Origin of the sequence: Pseudoalteromonas rubra (assembly GCF_000238295.3) — a bacterium.
In the GTDB taxonomy this organism is placed as follows: Bacteria; Pseudomonadota; Gammaproteobacteria; order Enterobacterales; family Alteromonadaceae; genus Pseudoalteromonas; species Pseudoalteromonas rubra.
In genome coordinates, this window is the sequence record NZ_AHCD03000043.1 from 258,766 (window position 1) to 279,006 (window position 20,241).

The window sequence follows — 20,241 nt, forward strand, 5'->3', positions numbered from 1 at the left end:
AGTACTGATATGACGCAATCTACAGCCATTTTTACCAACGTCGGTGAAAGAACCAATGTTACCGGCTCGGCGCGTTTTAAGCGTTTGATCTTGGAAGAAGATTACGAAACAGCACTGGATGTGGCGCGCAGCCAGGTCGAAAACGGAGCCCAGGTGATCGACATCAATATGGATGAAGCGATGCTGGACTCTAAGGCCGCCATGGTTAAGTTTTTGAACCTGATTGCCTCAGAGCCGGATATTTCTCGTGTACCAATCATGGTTGACTCATCCAAATGGGAAGTGATTGAAGCGGGCCTGAAGTGTATTCAGGGTAAGGCCATTGTTAACTCCATCTCTTTGAAAGAGGGCCGTGAGCCGTTTGAACACCAGGCGAAAATCATTAAGCGTTTTGGCGCGGCCGTGGTAGTCATGGCGTTCGACGAAACGGGCCAGGCCGAAACAGCGGACCGCAAGTTTGAGATCTGTGAGCGCTCTTATCGCATTTTGGTGGATGAGCTGGGTTTCCCGCCTGAAGACATCATTTTTGACCCCAATATTTTTGCTGTTGCGACCGGTATTGAAGAACACGACAACTATGCCGTCGAGTTTATTGAGGGCACGCGCCGTATCAAGCAGAACCTGCCGCACTGTAAAGTGTCGGGCGGGGTGTCGAACGTGTCTTTCTCATTTCGGGGTAATAACCCGGTGCGTGAGGCCATTCACTCAGTATTTTTGTACCACGCCATTCAGGCCGGTATGGATATGGGGATAGTGAATGCAGGTCAGCTGACGGTATACGATGATATTCCGGATGAACTGCGCAAAGCAGTAGAGGATGTGGTCCTCAACACTGACCCCGGCGCGGGTGAGCGTTTGGTAGAGATAGCGCCTAACTACTCGGGAATGGCACAGGCTGAAAAAGCCGAAGACCTGGAGTGGCGCAGCTGGCCGGTGGCTAAGCGTCTTGAACATGCACTGGTAAAAGGTATCACTGAGTATATCGAAGAGGACACCGAGGCGTGTCGCCAGACGTTCGACAAACCGATTGAAGTGATTGAAGGTCCTTTGATGGACGGCATGAATGTGGTCGGTGATTTATTTGGTGCCGGTAAAATGTTCCTGCCCCAGGTGGTGAAGTCTGCACGTGTGATGAAGCGTGCGGTGGCCTATCTGGACCCTTATATTGAAGCTGAGAAGCAGGCTGGGGAGAGCAACGGTAAGATCATCATGGCCACGGTAAAGGGTGATGTTCATGATATCGGTAAAAACATTGTCGGTGTGGTGCTGCAGTGTAATAACTACGAAGTTATAGATTTAGGCGTGATGGTGCCGGCAGAGAAAATCCTGCAAACGGCCATTGATGAAAATGCCGATGCTATTGGTTTGTCGGGCTTGATCACGCCTTCGCTGGACGAAATGGTGCACGTGGCAAAAGAGATGACGCGTCGTGGCTTTGAGATCCCATTGCTGATTGGCGGTGCGACTACGTCGAAGGCACATACCGCAGTTAAGATTGAGCCGCAGTATGATAAGGGCGTCGTTTATGTCAACAACGCCAGTCGTGCGGTGGGTGTGGTTTCCAGCCTGCTTAGTGCCACACAAAAACCGGTATTTTTGGAAAAAACTGCCAGTGAATACGTCAAGGTACGTGAACAACAGGCGCGTAAAAAGCCTCGTTCTAAGCCGGTAACGCTGGCGCGTGCACGAGACAACGCCGTTAAGCTGGACTGGGACAATTACACCCCGCCTGTGCCTAAAAAGCTCGGTATTACTGAGTTTAAAGATGTCAGTATTGCCACTTTACGTGAATACATAGACTGGACGCCGTTTTTCATGACCTGGACCCTGGCGGGTAAATATCCGCGTATTCTGGAAGATGAAGTCGTGGGCGAAGAAGCGAAAAAGCTCTTTGCTGATGCGAACGCTATGCTGGATGAGTTAACAGCCAAAGGCAGCTTGCAACCGCTCGGTGTGATAGGTCTGTTTCCGGCCAACCGGGTAGGGGACGACATAGAAATCTATCGTGATGAAAGTCGTAAGGAAGTACTGCTGCGCTCATGTCAGCTGCGCCAGCAGACCGAGAAAACCGATTTTCCTAACTACTGTCTGGCAGATTATATTGCGCCAAAAGGCACGCCGGACTATTTTGGGGCGTTTGCCGTTACGGGGGGTCTGGAAGAGGATGATTTGGCGGATGTATTCGAGCAGCAGCAGGATGATTATAATAAGATCATGGTAAAAGCGGTTGCAGATCGTCTGGCTGAGGCCTTTGCGGAATACCTGCATGAACAGGTTCGTAAACAGCATTGGGGTTTTGCCAGTGATGAAAATCTCAGTAATGAGCAGCTGATCCGTGAGAATTATCAGGGGATCCGACCTGCACCTGGCTATCCTGCTTGCCCTGAGCACACTGAGAAAGACAAGATCTGGCAACTACTGGATGTGGAAAACCGCATTGGTATGAAACTGACCAGCTCATATGCCATGTGGCCTGGTGCTGCGGTATCTGGCTGGTATTTCTCTCACCCAGATTCTAAGTATTTTGCGGTGGCGGCTATCCAGAAAGATCAGGTTGAAGACTATGCCAAACGCAGTAATATGACGTTAGCTGAAGCCGAACGCTGGCTGTCACCTAACTTAGGATATGAGCCACAATAGTGGACAATAGAAAGTAAGGGCCGATAGGCCCTTACTTCTAGCCAAAAAAACAACCATTTTTCTTGCATTTGTTTATTATTTCGTTATTATTGCTCTCTTGCTTTAAATAACCTCTTATTTAAAGCGTCATAGAAGTAATGCCCTCTTGCCTTGATCCAGTAAGCCCGCATTAAAAATTAAGAAGTAGAGCTTATTATAGTCAGGCGATATACCACTGCAGTTACCCCACCGGGGTCGTTGTGAATGCAGCTATTAAGATCGCCAGTACCATTTCCTTTGAAGCGCGCGTCAGTTTGTTGGCTCCAAAGTGTCGAAAAATTGATCGCAGATTTTTCAGGTGTGGTATCAAACTGTCATAAAGCTCGTTTATTGTTTAAAGCGATAGCCGACAGGCTGCGCATTATAAAAGTGAGTTTTATTATGTCTTATACATACAACGGAACAGAGATCCGTGTTGAGCAACCAATTCGCTCAATTTCGGTCAACAAATCAAAAGTCGTTTTTGCAGATGGCTCAGGCCGCAAACAAACGCAATTTTCGAGTGGCAGCGAAGCGCGTCACTTTATCAATTGGTTGACTCGTGTCTGCTAAGTAATACAGCAGCACCAATCAATACTGAACGCCGAGGTGACTGATAAGTTACGTCGGCGTTTTGCTTTTTATGCATTGCACTGACGCGTGTGGTGGTGTATTTTCCCGTAGTTTCCATGGGGACACTCCCGTGAATACATCAATTGTGTGAAAACATATAATAATGAAAAAAAGGAAGCCAACAATGGACTCGACTTCTACTCCTTCTGCTGCCGAACCGGGCAGTCAAATTGCGCCATCTCAACTGCAATTCACTGGCAATGCCAAAGAGTATTTTGGGATCTGGATTGTCAATATCTTACTGACGTTGCTGACCTTGGGTATTTACTCTGCCTGGGCAACGGTGCGTACCAAGCAATATTTCTACGGTCATACTGTACTGGACGGACATCGCTTTGATTATCTGGCCACGCCGATTCAGATCCTAAAAGGCCGTTTGCTCGCCGTCGGCTTGTTTGTTATCTACAGTGTGGTATCTGGCTATTTTCCACTTGTGGGCGCGCTATTAGCGCTGGCTTTGGCACTGTTGGTACCCTGGATGATCAATCAGGGTCTGAAGTTTAGTATGCGCATGACCCGTTATCGTAATATTCGCTTTGCGTTCAAAGGCAACTTTGGCGAAGCAATGGTGAATTTTGTGGTGCTGCCATTTTTCAGTATTTTCACGCTATATTTGTTGATGCCCTGGGTGTTAAAGCGCATAGACGCGTATATTCACAGCAATATTCGCTACGGTGACAAGCCGGTCCATGTGCAGTTGCAGGGCAAAGCATACTATAAAGCAGCATTGTTGGTCGTACTGCTGGGCATACTTATGCTGGTGGCATTGGGTATTGTATTGAGCCTGGTAACGGGTGTTGGCATGAATCCAGATGACATTGGATCGAGCCAGTTTGTCCTGGTGTTGATTGTTCCTTTGTATTTGTTCGTGATTTCCGCATTGCAAGGTATTTATCAGGCGCAGATCCGTAATCATATTTTGAATAACGCACAGATTGAAGATGTGGCTGAGTTTAAATCGAATTTGCAGCCGCAGCGCTATGCACTTATTCTGGCAACCAACGCTGCTGCAATTGTACTGACCGCGGGTCTGGCTTTCCCCTGGGCTAAAGTACGTAAAGTCAAGGCACTGGCCGGGGCCACTCAGGTTGTGTTACTGCCAGGTGCTGATCAGGTGCTGGATAATGCGCAGCAAGCTGACTCTTCTTTCGCCGAGGAAGCTGCGAATGTATTTGACGTTGATATTTCGCTGACCTGATGATTAAAGGATATTTTTATCTGCCTAACAGCAGTCGGGTTCAGGAAGCCTATGCCCGGCTGAGTGATGAGCACATTGCTATTTATGCAAAGGATGAGTGTGTGTTTGAAAGTACACAAACGGCGCTTAATGTAGCCGCTCATCTGCCAGGGCAGGCCAGCGAGCTGACTTTTGCAGATGGCGCACGCTTCGTCCCCCATGATGTTGCCTACCGCTGGCCATTTCAGCAACGTAAAAGTGCGTTGCTGGCGCGCCTGGAAAGTAACCTGGCGCTTATCCTATGTGCGCTTGTTGCTACGCCTGTACTACTTTACGCCTTGCTATTTAAACTGGTCCCAGGCATTGCTGTGACTGCCGTGCAGGCCATGCCTGATACGGTTGTTGAGCAAATGGGCCAGCAATCTATGGTGCTTATCGAGCGCACTGTGTTGTCGCCCAGTGAACTTTCAGCGCAAGAGCAGCAAGCCGTTTTTACTTTGTGGCACGACACCGTTTCTCAGCTTGGTCTGTCGGCAGAGAAGTACCGCATTGATGTGTATCGCTCAGATCATTTTGGCGCCAATGCTTTTGCTTTGCCTCATGGTCAGGTGGTGGTAACCGATGAACTGGCACGACGCCTGGCCGATCACCCTGAGGCGCTCAGGGCGATTTTATTGCACGAAATCGGTCATGTAGAGCGTATGCACAGTGTACGTCTGGCATCTCAGGCCGCCGTTGCCAGTATTGCGATTGCGATGTTGGTGGGGGATATGGACATAGTTGCTGAGGTGGTGCTTGGGTCGGGCAGTGCTTTGATGGATCTGCAGTTCTCACAAAATATGGAGTGGGAGGCTGACAACTATGCCTTGATGCAGCTTGAGCGTCTGGGCTACAGCGGCGAAGACTTTGCACAGGCTCTGGAGTCACTGGTACCGCTTGATGAAGAGCAATCGCAAAGCTGGTTAAAGTACCTGTCTACTCACCCAAGCCTGCAAGAACGTATTGAACATGCCAGAAGCCACACCACACCCTGATAGCCTGGTTAGATTTGGGCCGCTGGCAAAGGGGACTGAGTGATATTTACCTACCCGGTAAAACGTGTATTTGTCACTATATCTCTAAAGGCCTCAATGAGGCCTTTTATTTTCCTGGCCCGGAATTGACCTGAGTTTCTTGTTACACCACAACCCCAGACTTTTAAGTGACGTTTTTTTATCTCCTGTAACTCTTTATTATTGTTTCAATAATTGCGATTTGTACGCAGTTTTTACTGCATTGTACTGGTTTTTTGTTATTGTCAGGTTAACTTATGTTCGTGCCTTCCTGTATACTAAGGCACACTGTGCGTGATTTGTGTGCTGGGGAGGCAAATGAAGTTTTTGGTGTTGTTATTGCTTGTAGTGTCGCAATGTGCCAAAGCCCACAACCCTTTGGTTGTTGATATCATTAGCAGTGAGAACTTTTCTCAGCGTTATCAAGCATTTCTACAAGGGCGCTCGGTGCTTGATGTCACTGACTTTCGCCCAACCACGCAGGGGTCTCATATCGAGATCATTGAGATGGTGTTATTGCAACAAGCGTTGTTTCTTGGCGGGGAAACCCGTGAGGTGGTTTTCAATCCTAAGCCCTCAGTCAATATTCTTGAATTCACAGACATGGTTGCCGGAGAAAGTCTGATCCTGGCACGCACTGTTTGGCATGAAGATGTCATTAATTATCGTGGCTCTGTGTATGTCAGTGATCCAGTCGTAAAATTTGGTGAGTATGAAGCCGGTATATATGTGGCAAAGCGTAATCAGGCATTGCATCAGACCACACAAGATGGGCTGGAGCAGCTCACGCTGGTGGCCAACCCTCGCTGGCGGGTAGACTGGCACGCCCTGACAAATAGCAACATGAATCTGGTGAGCTTCATCGGTCCCTGGGAAAGTATGCTGAACATGGTGGAAACTGACATCGTCGATGGCATGTTGGTCAATTTCAGTGTCAGCGAATCTTTGCAGTTGGTGTTTGAAGGCCGGGATTACGTGCCCATTGAAGGGGTAAAAATGGTGTTGCCTGATTCACGTCACTTTATCGTCAGCAAACGTCACCCCGAAGGGGCCCAGATTTTTGCCGCGCTGAACCGGGGCCTGAAAGAGCTCAGGCGTCGGGGAGTGATCCACAAAGCGTTGACGGAGTCTGGCTTTATTAATCGTAAGGTACAAGATTGGGCTGTCATTAATCGTGCCATGCTGCCGCAGGAGTCCAGACCATGATCCGGTTCGGTGCGCCTATATTTTGGTTGTTAGGCCTGTTTCTCAGCGTATCTGTTATGGCCACTGAGCTTGCTTCTCCTGAGCAGCTGGAAAAGTCGCTGGCCGGGTTGAACGAAACACTGAAAAGTGATTTTGACCTGTCGATGCTCCCTGAACTCAGAGCGTTGCGGCGCGACGCTCAGGCGATTGATGCGCTGGAAATTGTCGCACAAACCTTATTACTGGAGGGGCAGATCCGCCAGCAATATGGCGACTATCAGCAAAGCCTGGTGTTGCATAACGATGCATTACAGCTGGCTGTCGAGCGTGAGGATCTGGCGCTGATGGCGCAAAGCCGATTAGCCATTGCCAGATTAGAAATGGACCTTGAGCGCTATAACTATGCACAACGCTCACTGGATGATGTAGATCAGCTGATTGATCAGCTGCATAACAAGGCTCAGGCAACGCCCTATGTGGCTCACCGATTATTATTGGCACACAGGTTATGGCAAGGCTACCTGTATGTTTTGCTGGGGAGTTATCATCAAGCCGTTGCGGCCCTGCATACGGAAGACCTGGTGGTAACCGGCACGCCAGAACTCCTTGATAAACTGCTGCTGGTCAGGGCCTGGGCATTGCTAAAACTGGGCCGTTATCAGCGGGCACAGCCTATCCTCAATCAGGTTGCTCAAAGTAACATTCTCATTCGTAATCAGCGCATGCGGATCCGGTTTAACTTGCTGCAATCCATGGCCTGGTTGCAGGCCGGAGAGTTTCAAAAAACACTTGGTACGGCAATGCCTGCGTTAATGGAAACTTTTACAACCCGGTTCTTAGAAGAGCAGGCTGATTTGCAGTTTGTGTTGTCCAATGCTTATGTCCAGCTGGGTGACTACCAGCAGGCGCATTTATATCTGAAGCGCTATGCCCTGAGCAAAGATGCACTCAACTTTCAAAAACGCAACAATAAGTTGTTGCAACTGGAGTCGCAGTACGCGCTGGCCACACAAAAACAGCAGTTGAGTTTGCTGGAAAAAGATAATGCGATACAGGCACAAGAGATTTTCCGTCACCAACAAATTTTGGAAAATACACGCCTCGCGCAGCAACGTGGTGCATTGTTGCTTATTCTGGCGTTGGCATTGTTGGGATTCTTATATTGGCGTTGGCAGAACAAGCGTTATTTGTCATTACTGGAAGAGCAAGTAAAACAGAGAACCGCTGAGCTGGATGAGCGAAATCGTCGATTGCAGGCGCTCAGTTATTCAGACAGCCTGACAGGCTTGCACAACCGCCATTACTTTTTTAGCGCGGCAGACAAATTACTCGTGCAATCCCAGGATGTGTCGCAGAGCACGATTTTTTGCCTGATAGATATCGACCATTTTAAACAGATCAATGACAGTTATGGTCATGCCACTGGTGATGTGGTGTTACAGCAATTTGCAGAGGTGGTCACGAGTCAGCTCAGGGCACAGGATGAGTTGGTACGTTGGGGCGGCGAAGAGTTTTTGCTGGTAATGCCTCAGACAGACATGACAACAGCACAGCAGGTTGTTGAAAGGCTCCACAATGCTGTGGCGCAGTGTGTGTTTAGTCACGATGAACAACCGCTGAGCTGTACTTGCTCTATTGGTTTTGCCGCGTATCCCTTACGCCTGGCTGATGCGCAGCTTGCGAGCTGGGAGCAGGTACTGGAACTGGCTGATAATTGCTTGTATCGTGCAAAGAATGGCGGGCGCAATGCCTGGGTAGGGCTGAAATTACCCGCTCAGCCATTGGCTATGACCTTTGAGCAACTGCAGCAAAATATGGAAACGTTTACCGTCACCAGTACTCAGCTTGCGGGTTAGTGGTGGCATTTTGCATAGTTTCTAATGATAAAGTATTTAAATAATTAAGCGGCTCAGTTTAAAACACCCCGGCTTGGTCTATGCTGATTAGATTAAGGAAATGTGGAAGGTTTGCACGTGAGACTGAACTTGCCCGACAATGCGAGAATACTGATCGTCGATGATGACCCCAGTAGCATACTGATCATCAAAAAAGCCGTAAGTGACTTAGGCGAGGTGTTCTCCACCTCTGAAGCCAGCTATGCTTTGATGCTGATTAAAGAGATCCAACCCCATGTGATTTTGCTTGATATCGACATGGGCGAATACAATGGCGTGGATATTTGCCGCACACTGAAAAGTGACCCGCAAACAGCCCACTACACAATTGTTTTTATTACTGCAAGTCGTGACCCCAATACAGAATTCAAATCTCTGACTGAAGGCGGTGCTGACTATATTTCGAAACCGATAGACCTGAAAACCTGTCGTATGCGGGTTTATAACCAGCTGGCGATCGTGGCTTATCAGGATGCACTGGAAAGTACCACAGAGTCATTATTGCGAGAGAAAGAGCTCTTTCAGGTGACGCTCAACTCGATCGGTGATGCCGTTATCGCCACAGATAAAGCAGGCTACGTAAGTTATATGAACCCGGTGGCGGAACGCTTGACCGGTATTGCGGCCAGTTATGCCCTGGGCTCACCGATTGAAGCTGTGATGGACTTACGTGACGCCACCACGCAGAGCGAATCAATCAATCCTGCCAGAAGAGCACTTACCGAAAAGCGCAACGTGGCAATGGCCTTAAACTGTCAATTACACAGCAAAGATGGTCAGATATATCGGGTCGAAGATACTGCTTCACCTATTCGTGGTGAAGACGGGACGGTATTAGGGTCGGTGATGGTGTTTCATGATGTGAGTGAGTCGGTTGCGATGGCAGTGCAAATGAACTTCTTAACCAACAATGACCAGCTGACTGGCCTGCCAAACCGGGTACTCCTTCACGACAGGTTGCAACATGCAATAGCCAGTGCCCGGATATCGAATATGCACATAGCTGTCTTATTGATAGATATAGATCACTTTAAATATATCAATGATGCGCTGGGCCATCATTTAGGCGATGAACTGATTAAGAAGGTCGCGAAGCGACTGGAGTCGGTGATTGATCCCAATGCGTCACTGGCGCGGGTGGGAGGAGATGAGTTCGTTTTGCTGTTAGAAGAGGTTCGCTCTGCCAGTTATGTGTCGGTTGTAGCAAACAACCTGATTGCCAGTTTTAAAGAACCATTTCTGCTTGAGCAAAAAGAGTATCAGATTTCAGTCAGCATAGGTGTGAGCATGTCATTGTTGGATGCCCACGAAGAAGCGGTGCTGATGCGCCATGCTGATGTCGCTATGTATCGGGCCAAAAACCAGGGTCGAAATACGGTGTGTTTTTTTTCTCAGGAGCTTGAAGCTGAGTTAATGAAACGGCATGAGCTGGAGTTGTTGTTGCGTGAAACGTTGGATGCAGACGCGTTAACGGTGTTTTTTCAGCCTCAGATTGCCATTGACTCCGGTTGCGTGTGTGGTTTCGAAGCCCTTGCGCGGCTCAAAGAAAAATCAGGCACACTGGTTGCGCCTCAGGAGTTTATTTCGCTGGCCGAAGAGCTCGGTTTAATCGACGAATTGGGTGAACAAGTTTTGCAAAAAAGTTGTGCATTCGGACGTCGTTTGTTGGATCAGGGGGTGACGCTTAAAGTCAGTGTTAATGTGTCGTCTCAGCAACTGAAGCATGCTCTGTTTGTCGATCAGGTTGCAAGGTGCCTGGAGAAGCATAAGTTACCGAGTCGGCAGTTAGAACTGGAAGTGACAGAAAGTGCGCTGGTTGAGAGTTTTGAACAAGTGCAATGCAAACTCGCTGAGCTGGCTGACATGGGGGTTACGATCGCCATTGACGATTTTGGAACGGGTTATTCCAGCTTGTCCTATCTAAAAGTTTTTCCTCTGGATGTACTTAAAATCGATAAATCATTCATACAAGATATCGCAGCAGGCGAGCATCATTTTGGCATTGTACAGACAATCGTATTACTAGCGCGCTCCCTTGGCCTCAAGCTGGTGGCCGAAGGCGTAGAGACAGACTCCCAGGTCAGCGAGCTCAAATCACTCAAATGTGACGTAGCACAGGGCTATTTTTATGCCAGGCCCATGGACAGCCAGAGCGCATTTAAGTATGCACTGACGCACTCCCCCGGCAAAGACCAAGCTTAGGGAGTGGAGTGTATGTTGGCGGCCTATCTGTGAGTGGAAATATCGTGGAGTGTCAGGGCTTTTCAGCTTTTCTTGAAAAAAAATGACTGTGGCCCTGTAATGCCGGTTGCATAGGCTATAGTTTGCATATGCATACCATTTTGGTGGGGTGGTTGCGGTCTTACACTTTGAGAGCCGCCAAAAACTCGTCTGCTGGGTTAAAAGGTCATATATGATAGGGATTCTGTCTGTTAAAAAAAATAAGCAAACGCGCTGGTTTGCGGGCGCTTTCAGCGTATGTTTGTTGTTGATGATAGTGTTGGCTTTGATTTTCTTCGAACGCAAGTTGCAAGGAGAAGTGCAGTTTGAAGTAGAAAACCAGCTCAGGCAGAGTGCAGCACATATCGCAGAGCAATTTGAGCGGCGTTACCGGGCAGATTTAAGCTATTTGCACTTTCTAAAAGATACACCACCTTTTCCGGGCATTGCCCGTGCACTGAAAAATAATGGGGTCGATCCACAGGATAACCAGCCCATTGATTTGTGGAAATCTCGCATTGCGACCATTTTTAGGTCTCTGATCCATAACAATGCTGAGTTATTGCAGTTGCGTATCATCATGCCGGACGGTCGTGAGTTTGTCCGGGTTGATCGGCGCCGGGGCAAAGTAGAGCGGATCCCCGAAGCCAAGTTGCAGGACAAATCGCATAAAGATTATGTTCAGGAAACTCTGGACTTGTCTGAAGAAATGCACTTTGCATCGCGTATTTCCCTGAATTTTGAAAATAACAAAGTGCAACGACCATTTACCCCGGTTTTGCGTATTGCCATGCCTCTGTTTGATGCCGACAACGACCTGTTTGGCTTGTTGGTGCTCAACTCCAGTGCGAAGCAGTTAATCGAATTGCTGGACAGTGACACGGGTGAGTATTACCTGACTGACCATCAGGGGCATTATATCTACGGACCTGATACTGTGTTTCATTACACCCGGGATCTGGGCAGACCGCGCATGTTCGACGATGATTTCAAATTACACAGTACTGCCAAGGGTCGTGTTGATGGGGTGTATAAGCACGGCACAGATACCCTTCAGGTCGCGATACAGCAAGAGCTGAATAGCGGTTATCAGGGCCCGGGGCATGAGATGTTTATCACGGCAATTGCGCTCCCGCAACAGTCCTCGGCATTGCTAAATGAACGACGCTTGTCGAGTTATATGCTGTTAGCCGTGGTGACCTTAGTATTACTGTTATTTATGGGCGGCATTGTTGTTTTCTATCGTAATCGTGAGCGCTATCAGGAAGATAAAGCCGTCTATGAATCGATTATTGATGGTGCGGACGAGCCCATTATCAGCTTTGATACACAGCTTAACGTACAGACATATAACAGTGCGTCTTTGTTGATATTTCCCAGTCTCGCGGCCAGTGAGCGACAGCACAATATTACCGATTTGATTGAGCTGCCTATGGACCGTTTGCAGGGCGCTGTGTGCTATTTTAAGAGCGAGGGAGCACCCAAGGATACTGACTGGTACGAGCACTACACCGTACAGGATGAAGTTCGGCATGTGAATTTCAAAGTTTCGCCGGTGCGAGGTCCGGATAACCAGTTGGTCGGGGTTACCTTGTTTGGTCGTGATACAACAAAAGAAAAGCTCAGTGAGCAGCAGGTAAAAAGTGCGAATGAAAGCTTGGAGCGGCAGGTTAAAGAGCGCACCGGGGAGTTGGAGGCCGAAAAAGCCAAAGCGGTCAAAGCGTCTGCGGTTAAAAGCGCCTTTATCTCTACCATCAGCCATGAAATGCGCACCCCGCTCAATGGTATTCTGGGTACACTCAACCTGATCCGCCGAGAGCCGCTGACCAAGAATCAATTATCGTATCTGGAAATGACAGAAACCAGTTCTTCAACGCTGGCTTCTCTTATCAACGACATTCTAGATTTGTCTAAAATCGAAGCGGGCAAACTAGAGCTTGAGCAAGAGCCGCTTAACCCCATTTCCGTGGTGGAGCATGTTGTGACATCCATTTCTTTAAAAGCGTATGAAAAGCAGCTTACTTTGGTGGTTGATGTTGCAGATATTGATTTTATTGAACTGGTAGGAGATGCAGGCCGGATCAAACAGGTCATCTTTAACCTGGTGAGCAATGCCATAAAATTTACCAGCAAAGGCTGTGTTTGCGTGCGGGCAGAGACGACAGAAGATGCAGGCAAGATATATTTGACGGTGGCCGTGGAAGATACCGGGGTGGGGATTGATAAAAATAACCACCATAAGATTTTCTCTGCCTTTACCCAGGAAGACAGCGGTATCAGCGCTGAGTTTGGTGGCACAGGACTTGGCTTGTCAATTTGTAAAAACCTCTGTGAGTTGATGGGTGGGCAAATTGGCTTTGAGTCGCAAAAGAACATTGGCAGCAAGTTTTCATTTACCTTACCGTTTGCTTTGGATACAGCAAAGGCTAAACCTCACAATGACCTGTTGGATGGGTACCGGTTTGAGCTGCATGTGGATGACGGGCGGGAGCGTACTTTCCTTTCACATGTCATTACCAAATATGGTGGTACTTTGGTGGAGCGCAACGGAGAGTATCTGGTTGTGGATCATAATCATCCGCATATTGAAAACCTGACTGATACCACGGCATATGCTCGCACTATCGTGCTGTACAGTGAATTTTCCCAACAAAATATCGCTCCGGGGTGTTTGGCGAAACTGGTTAAGCCTATTCGTTTGGGTCATTTTCTGTCGGTATTTGATCAGAATGCGATTGAAAAGATGCTTAAAAATCAGCACCAGGTGCATGTCCCTAACATACAACATCATGCGCATAGTGACCTCAGCGGTGCGACAGTGATGATTGTGGATGATAACCAAATTAACCGAGAAGTTGCCCGGGGGATCCTGCATGGCATCGATGCGGATGTGGTGACATATCAATCAGGCCATGAAGCTTTGAGTGCATTGCTTAACTTTGAAAAAAACAGCCAGCCGGTATTTGCTGTGTTGATGGATTGTAATATGCCAACAATGGATGGGTATCAGGCGACGCGCTTGATCAGAGAAGGAAAGGGAGGTGAATCTTTTCGCCATATTCCGGTGATTGCAATGACAGCCAATGCGATGTCGGGGGAACGGGAGCGTTGTCTGGCGGCTGGTATGGATGACTACGTGACCAAGCCCATACAGCCCAAGCTGCTGTTTGATGTATTGTCTAAGTTTATGTCATATCAAAAATCGGATGAACGTCAAACGCATAGTTTGCCTGACAGCGATATTTCACAAGCAACAGAGAGTCAGAGTGCATCAAATCAAGCACAAATGGTATCGGATTTATCGGGCCAAGTACTTGATGTGAGTGGCACCATCGAACGATTGCAGGGTGACATTGAGTTGTATCAGCAAATCTGCAGGCTGTTTTATGACGCTGCGTCAGAGAAGCTATTAGCACTGAAAGAACACTGCGATGCGCTTGCTCATGCTCAGGTCAAACAGATCAGCCATGCATTGCGTGGACAAAGTGGTGATATAGGTGCTCAAAGGCTAACCCAGTTACTGGCTAAGCTGGAAGAGAAGGCGGATCAGCAAGATGGTACGGATTACCCTGCTTTGGTGGAACGCATATCTGATCAGTTTCAGGCGCTTGAACAGGCGCTCCAGAATGAGGTATTTGAAGCCTCGGCCGTGCCGAAGAGAAGTAACGAGAGTTAATGCGCAATGACGCGATAGCAGGGAGTTATCTGCATATGCAAATAACCAGACGGCGGACCAGACTAAGATGAGTGATGTGATAAAACCCCCAGATGGCGCACTAAGAGAAAACAGACCTCTCTGGCAGCTTATTTGGCCTTTGTTGCTTGTCATTGTGCTGGGCGCCCTGGGTGGTTGGTATAGTCACCAATCTCATTTGCAACGTATTGATGCTCGAATAAAAGGTGCTATGGCAGATGATCTGACCCGTCTTACTCAGGCGATGGAAGAGCGAATGGCCTTGTATCGTTATGGACTGGCGGGAATGCGCGGTGCCATACAGACAGTGGGGGCGCAGAACTTTACTTACGATCGTATGCAGCGATACACAAGCAGTCGCTATCACGAACGAGAGTTCCCGGGGGCGCGAGGGTTTGGGTTTATTCGCTTTGTTCCCACTGAAAGCAAAGCGGAGTTTGTTCAGAGCACCCGACAGCAAAGGCCTGATAAGCAGTTTAGCATTAAACAAATAACACCACATGAACAAAGCCTGTATGTGATCCAGTTTATTGAGCCTGAATCGCGTAACAAGCAGGCAGTAGGCCTGGACATTGGCTCAGAAGCTATGCGTCGGATTGCGGCGACTGAAGCCGCCAGACGCGCTGCAGTTACATTAACTGCGCCAATCACCTTAGTACAGGCAAATCAAAAAGCGCAGCATGGCTTTTTGATACTTATGCCAGTGTATACACAAAACGATATCCCTAAAAATTCCACGGAGCGTATGGCTCACCTTGCAGGCTGGAGTTACAGCCCGATCCTCATTGATGAAGTGCTGGACTCGCTGAAAGGAATTAAGCGTAACCTGGTCCTCAATGTCAGGGATGTCGACCGTCAGAATAGCACTTTGTTCTTTAGTCACGGAGAGCTGCAAGCAGAACTGAGTCAATATCGCGTTCACAGTGTCAGCCAGCTGTATGGCAGAACCTGGCGGTTGGAGCTCAGCCCCACCACAAATTACATTGAGGCACTGGGGTTACCGAGTCAATACAGAGCGGTGCGAGAAGCCGTGATGGTCACACTGGCATTAATGCTGGTGGTGTTTTGCGTACAGCTGCTGATATTACGCGTGCACCAGTCTAAAGCACACCAGCTGGATTTATCTGAAACACGGGAAAAAGCCCTGTCAGAGGCCAATGCGGTGCTGGAACAAAAAGTGCTTGCACGAACAGCTGAAATAGAACAAGTGGGGGTATTACAGCGCAGCATTTTAGCCAGTGCGACCTACTCAGTGATAGCAACCGATGTTCAGGGAGTGATCACGGTTTTTAACCCTGCGGCGGAGAAGCTCTTGGGTTATAAAGCGCAAGAGATGATAGGTAAATGTACACCCGCAGTGTTTCATCTGGAACTGGAAGTGGCACAGCGCGCTGAACAGTTAACGGCAGAGCTGGGTTACCCTGTAGAGCCCGGTTTTGAAGCTTTTGTCGCAAAAGCACGTCTTGGCAAAAACGATGTAAACAATTGGACTTATGTCAAAAAGAGTATGCAATTGACGCCGGTGCGCCTGAGTGTATCGCGCCTTCAGGACAACCATGGTAAGTTGGTTGGCTTTTTGGGGGTTGCTTACGACCTGACTGAACAGTTGGAGCATGAACAGGCACTGGCGGAAGCGAAGCAAGTGGCCGAGCATGCAACGCGGGCCAAATCAGAATTTTTGGCCAATATGAGCCATGAGATACGCACGCCCATGAATGGCTTGTACGGTACTTTACAGCTGTTGAGTGAGGAGACACTGTCTGGCAGAGCCAGGGAGTATCTGGATAAAGCCACTTATTCGGCCAAGGCATTAATCACCATCATCAATGATATTCTGGACTTTTCTAAGATTGAGGCAGGGAAACTCTCATTAGAGGTACGGCCATTCAATTTGACGGAATTGATCAGCCATATTCAGACAGACTTACAGGCTGTGGCCACCCAGAAAGGGATTTATTTGAGTGTCGTTGAGCATTCTGGTCATGCCTGCTGGGAGGGGGATGCCGTCAGGGTTCGACAAATACTCCTCAACTTAATCTCTAATGCGATTAAATTTACTCAAAAAGGGGGAGTGGACCTTGAAATCGAGGAGGTGCAGGGCGAACCCGGTGTGGTGTTTAGTGTGCGCGATACAGGCGTGGGTATCGGTAAAGAAGCATTAGGCCGGCTGTTTCAGCGTTTTGAGCAGGCCGACAAGTCCACGACTCGCAAGTTTGGGGGAAGCGGGCTGGGGCTATCCATTACGCATTCTCTGGTTGAACTGATGGGGGGCACCATTGAGGTGCAAAGTATGGAAAACGTGGGCAGTGTTTTTACGGTGTACCTGCCACTTGAGAAAAGCGCACAGTCGCAGGCCGAGTTGTCCGAGGATGGGATCGCGCTTCCTGATCTAACCGGCGTACGGGTGTTAGTTGCAGAAGACAATGAGATTAACCAATTGGTGGTTCGCGCGTTGCTGAATAAGTGTAATGCAGACATCACAATGGTATGGAACGGTCAAGAGGCTGTCGAGCAGGTGGCGCAGCAGTGCCCGGAGTTTGTGTTAATGGATATCCAGATGCCAGTGATGGATGGCGTCGAGGCATGTAAACTTATAAAACAGCAGCACCCGGCATTGCCAGTGATAGCCCTGACTGCTAATGTGTTAACCGAAGACAGGCAAAAGTATCAGCATGCAGGTTTTGATGGCTATATCGCAAAACCAATAGAACAAAAAGTGCTTTGGCAGGTGATTTCAGCACATGCACCGCAACCCAATAGGATGGCGGGTCGGCTGAAATTCCTATAATGAGCTATGATAGTAGTACCCTCGTTAATTAACTCAGGCTGTCAGACCTGTCTTAGTGTGGGTGTTAAGTGGCATAACCCTGGGTAAACGGGATGGAATTCGATGTTTGAAATTGTGCACAGTATCGAGAGTTGTACGGTATTGGTGGTGGATGATGCGAAAGCGATCCGCAAGTTGGTGAGTGCGATATTAAAGCCTGTTTGTCGCACGGTGAGTTTTGAAAGTGCTGAAACTGCCTTAAAAGTGTGCCACAAAATTAAACCCGACCTGATCATCATGGACATCAACCTGGAAGGCATGTCCGGACTACAGGCTTGCAAAAAGCTCAAATCAACCCCTGACTTGGCTGATATCCCCGTGATTTTTATTACTGCAAGCCAGGAACCCCAGGTACAGGAAAAGTGCTGGGATGCAGGCGCCGTCGATTTCATAGAGAAGCCATTAGTTGCCAGTACGCTGGTTAAACGGATCTCCACCCATCTGAAGTACAAAGTACAGGCGGACATTCTCACCAACCAATCCTTCGTCGATGGTCTGACAGAGCTATATAATCGCCGTTTTTTCGATATTGAAATTGATCGCCTGTTAAAGGATAGCCTGCGTCGGCGAGTGCCACTGGCATTATTGCTTATTGATATCGACTTCTTTAAAAAATTCAATGACAGTCAGGGGCACCTTGAAGGAGATAAAGCGCTGAAAGACGTGACCCGACAAGTGTCGTTGTGCACTCAGCGCCCGGTCGATCTGGTGTGTCGTTATGGCGGTGAAGAAATCGCGGTGTTGTTGCCCGATACATCAGTACATAGCGCGCAGGAATTTGCCTCTAAGGTTGTACAAAGTGTGGCAAAGCTCGCCATTGCTCATCCAACATCGCCCCATAACTTTGTCACTGTGAGTGTGGGCTTGTCCTGCACGGGCAGTTCAAAGGCCACTACGCCGGCCAAGCTCATTGAGCAAGCTGATGCTGCTTTGTACAATGCCAAAGAATCTGGGCGAAATCAGTACCAAGCCAGTATGGCTGTTCTTTCTTACTAATACCAATTTCACTTAATACCTGGTCTATTTGAAGGAGTAAATAGGACGCTAACAGCGTTAAAAATTTTTCATTTAGAACAACTAAATAGCAAAATTTTTGCCTTGTTATCGACTATATTTTCTCGCCTCAAAATAGAACACTTAATTAAGCAAATTGGTATTATTTCCGCCGGGCCGGAGCCTCACTGTCTGGTGTATCTGGACAATAATCTGGTGCACAGTGCACGTGCTGCACTATCCAATTTATCGCCGAAGAGCTCGAAGAAAGAGATGTTGCTACGTTTTATATAGCCAATGCATACCAGTAAGAGTAGCAACCATATTAGCTGGTTTTGCCAGGCATTCAGTGCCCACTGTCCTTGCCAGGTAAATCCGGTGTTGTTGAATGGGTAAAAGTACTGGATTGGCCATTGATAGCCATCAGGCCCTTTGGAACCAATTAAGTCGGTGAATAAATGCAAATGGATGGCGATAAACGACATTAGCCAAACGCACCCTCGCCGGGTACGTGCCAGCAATCCGGCACAGGTTGCAATACCTATCGCAAACAACAGGTTGTGGCCAAAGATATGATGCCATTGTTGATAGTATCGGGTTGTCCCCGAGAGCCAGTCAATAAGCAGTCCTGCACCGTCCAGGTCCGGGGTTAAGCCAGCGACAGTAATGAGGATACGTTCACGTTTCGTAGTCTGTGTGCTGGCACCGCATAGCCAGCTCATCATAAGGTGTGCACTGGGTGTCATGAGGTCCTTTGAGCAATATGCTTGTCCGATTTTGATTTTGCGACCGTTCACATTGAGTGAAGCGGTTCGCCCTTTTTGGATGATCTTACCATACTCCGTTAGATATCTACTTATATGGGGTAAACTCGCCCATTTACTGTGAAAACGCAACTAAAACAATGTAGAGACATGAGGCCAGATAAGATGTAGGGCAGTTGGAGTATGAGTGATGTGCAGGTCAGAATGAGTCACTTAATTTGTGGGATTAGTATAAACTAGCATTATATTGGACTTAATACAGCAGTAAAAATGAGCTCAGCGCTACCCATTCAGGCCGTCTACAATGAACTTGTCTCGCAATTAACTACGCAGCCCCGTGTTTTGTTACAGGCCCCTCCTGGTGCTGGTAAGTCCACCTGGCTGCCGTTACAGCTCATGTTGGATGGGCATTTTAAGCGTATCATTATGCTAGAGCCCAGGCGTCTGGCAGCACGTAATATTGCGGGCTTTCTTGCCGCACAGCTGGGCGAGTCTGTGGGTGAGCGTGTGGGGTTGCGGATCCGTCAGGAGGTCAAAGTCTCTGCCCGTATTTCCGCCGGGCCGGAGCCTCACTGTCTGGTGTATCTGGACAATAATCTGGTGCACAGTGCACGTGCTGCACTATCCAATTTATCGCCGAAGAGCTCGAAGAAAGAGATGTTGCTACGTTTTATATAGCCAATGCATACCAGTAAGAGTAGCAACCATATTAGCTGGTTTTGCCAGGCATTCAGTGCCCACTGTCCTTGCCAGGTAAATCCGGTGTTGTTGAATGGGTAAAAGTACTGGATTGGCCATTGATAGCCATCAGGCCCTTTGGAACCAATTAAGTCGGTGAATAAATGCAAATGGATGGCGATAAACGACATTAGCCAAACGCACCCTCGCCGGGTACGTGCCAGCAATCCGGCACAGGTTGCAATACCTATCGCAAACAACAGGTTGTGGCCAAAGATATGATGCCATTGTTGATAGTATCGGGTTGTCCCCGAGAGCCAGTCAATAAGCAGTCCTGCACCGTCCAGGTCCGGGGTTAAGCCAGCGACAGTAATGAGGATACGTTCACGTTTCGTAGTCTGTGTGCTGGCACCGCATAGCCAGCTCATCATAAGGTGTGCACTGGGTGTCATGAGGTCCTTTGAG

General features: G+C 48.4%; 12 protein-coding genes and 1 pseudogene. 11 read left to right on the forward strand and 2 right to left on the reverse strand.

Annotated features, from left to right (window positions below; all coding sequences use genetic code 11):
* The first annotated feature begins 9 nt into the window (after nucleotides 1-9).
* The 10 genes from metH (at nucleotide 10) to PRUB_RS20890 (ending at nucleotide 18,337) form a co-directional block, all read left to right on the forward strand.
* Nucleotides 10-2,640 carry a methionine synthase gene (gene metH / locus PRUB_RS20845; RefSeq protein ID WP_010385130.1) on the forward strand — a complete coding sequence of 877 codons (2,631 nt, stop codon included), beginning with the start codon at nucleotides 10-12 and terminating at the stop codon, nucleotides 2,638-2,640.
* A gap of 420 nt (nucleotides 2,641-3,060) precedes the next feature.
* A complete protein-coding gene (locus PRUB_RS20850) occupies nucleotides 3,061-3,231 on the forward strand; it encodes a hypothetical protein (RefSeq protein WP_164487836.1) in 171 nt (56 codons plus the stop codon).
* A gap of 184 nt (nucleotides 3,232-3,415) precedes the next feature.
* The gene (locus tag PRUB_RS20855) at nucleotides 3,416-4,489 is read left to right on the forward strand and encodes a YjgN family protein (RefSeq protein ID WP_010385126.1); all 1,074 of its coding nucleotides are present in this window, start codon (nucleotides 3,416-3,418) and stop codon (nucleotides 4,487-4,489) included.
* Nucleotides 4,489-5,502 carry a M48 family metallopeptidase gene (locus PRUB_RS20860; protein WP_010385125.1) on the forward strand — a complete coding sequence of 338 codons (1,014 nt, stop codon included), beginning with the start codon at nucleotides 4,489-4,491 and terminating at the stop codon, nucleotides 5,500-5,502. The genes PRUB_RS20855 and PRUB_RS20860 overlap by 1 nt, the downstream gene beginning before the upstream one ends.
* 336 nt (nucleotides 5,503-5,838) lie before the next feature.
* The gene (locus PRUB_RS20865) at nucleotides 5,839-6,726 is read left to right on the forward strand and encodes a hypothetical protein (protein ID WP_010385124.1); all 888 of its coding nucleotides are present in this window, start codon (nucleotides 5,839-5,841) and stop codon (nucleotides 6,724-6,726) included.
* Nucleotides 6,723-8,561 carry a GGDEF domain-containing protein gene (locus PRUB_RS20870; protein ID WP_010385123.1) on the forward strand — a complete coding sequence of 613 codons (1,839 nt, stop codon included), beginning with the start codon at nucleotides 6,723-6,725 and terminating at the stop codon, nucleotides 8,559-8,561. Before PRUB_RS20865 ends, PRUB_RS20870 begins: the two co-directional genes overlap by 4 nt.
* A 117-nt stretch (nucleotides 8,562-8,678) precedes the next feature.
* Nucleotides 8,679-10,802 carry a two-component system response regulator gene (locus PRUB_RS20875; RefSeq protein WP_242065270.1) on the forward strand — a complete coding sequence of 708 codons (2,124 nt, stop codon included), beginning with the start codon at nucleotides 8,679-8,681 and terminating at the stop codon, nucleotides 10,800-10,802.
* Nucleotides 10,803-11,013: 211 nt separating this feature from the next.
* A complete protein-coding gene (locus PRUB_RS20880) occupies nucleotides 11,014-14,496 on the forward strand; it encodes an ATP-binding protein (RefSeq protein WP_010385121.1) in 3,483 nt (1,160 codons plus the stop codon).
* Between the two features lie 67 nt (nucleotides 14,497-14,563).
* Nucleotides 14,564-17,302, forward strand: coding sequence for a CHASE domain-containing protein (locus tag PRUB_RS20885; protein WP_010385120.1), 2,739 nt, complete (start codon nucleotides 14,564-14,566; stop codon nucleotides 17,300-17,302).
* Nucleotides 17,303-17,404: 102 nt separating this feature from the next.
* Nucleotides 17,405-18,337 carry a diguanylate cyclase gene (locus tag PRUB_RS20890; protein ID WP_010385118.1) on the forward strand — a complete coding sequence of 311 codons (933 nt, stop codon included), beginning with the start codon at nucleotides 17,405-17,407 and terminating at the stop codon, nucleotides 18,335-18,337.
* A 182-nt stretch (nucleotides 18,338-18,519) separates the two neighbouring features.
* On the opposite strand, the gene PRUB_RS20895 is transcribed toward PRUB_RS20890, so the two are convergent.
* Nucleotides 18,520-19,080, reverse strand: coding sequence for a metal-dependent hydrolase (locus PRUB_RS20895; RefSeq protein WP_010385117.1), 561 nt, complete (start codon nucleotides 19,078-19,080; stop codon nucleotides 18,520-18,522).
* A 288-nt stretch (nucleotides 19,081-19,368) separates the two neighbouring features.
* Between PRUB_RS20895 and PRUB_RS20900 the strand changes: the two are divergent.
* Nucleotides 19,369-19,641 (forward strand): annotated as a pseudogene (locus PRUB_RS20900) (ATP-dependent helicase HrpB); the annotation flags it as partial.
* 26 nt (nucleotides 19,642-19,667) lie between these two features.
* On the opposite strand, the gene PRUB_RS20905 reads toward PRUB_RS20900, so the two are convergent.
* Nucleotides 19,668-20,228 (reverse strand): metal-dependent hydrolase, encoded by a 561-nt coding sequence (locus PRUB_RS20905; protein ID WP_010385117.1) that lies wholly within the window; start codon nucleotides 20,226-20,228, stop codon nucleotides 19,668-19,670.
* Nucleotides 20,229-20,241: the final 13 nt, after the last annotated feature.

Excerpts from the sequence above, each read along its gene's own strand:
- metH (WP_010385130.1), top strand. The coding sequence starts at position 10 with ATGACGCAATCTACAGCCATTTTTACCAACGTCGGTGAAAGAACCAAT.
- PRUB_RS20850 (WP_164487836.1), top strand. The coding sequence starts at position 3,061 with ATGTCTTATACATACAACGGAACAGAGATCCGTGTTGAGCAACCAATT.
- PRUB_RS20855 (WP_010385126.1), top strand. The coding sequence starts at position 3,416 with ATGGACTCGACTTCTACTCCTTCTGCTGCCGAACCGGGCAGTCAAATT.
- PRUB_RS20860 (WP_010385125.1), top strand. The coding sequence starts at position 4,489 with ATGATTAAAGGATATTTTTATCTGCCTAACAGCAGTCGGGTTCAGGAA.
- PRUB_RS20865 (WP_010385124.1), top strand. The coding sequence starts at position 5,839 with ATGAAGTTTTTGGTGTTGTTATTGCTTGTAGTGTCGCAATGTGCCAAA.
- PRUB_RS20870 (WP_010385123.1), top strand. The coding sequence starts at position 6,723 with ATGATCCGGTTCGGTGCGCCTATATTTTGGTTGTTAGGCCTGTTTCTC.
- PRUB_RS20880 (WP_010385121.1), top strand. The coding sequence starts at position 11,014 with ATGATAGGGATTCTGTCTGTTAAAAAAAATAAGCAAACGCGCTGGTTT.
- PRUB_RS20885 (WP_010385120.1), top strand. The coding sequence starts at position 14,564 with ATGAGTGATGTGATAAAACCCCCAGATGGCGCACTAAGAGAAAACAGA.
- PRUB_RS20890 (WP_010385118.1), top strand. The coding sequence starts at position 17,405 with ATGTTTGAAATTGTGCACAGTATCGAGAGTTGTACGGTATTGGTGGTG.
- PRUB_RS20895 (WP_010385117.1), bottom strand. The coding sequence starts at position 19,080 with ATGACACCCAGTGCACACCTTATGATGAGCTGGCTATGCGGTGCCAGC.
- PRUB_RS20905 (WP_010385117.1), bottom strand. The coding sequence starts at position 20,228 with ATGACACCCAGTGCACACCTTATGATGAGCTGGCTATGCGGTGCCAGC.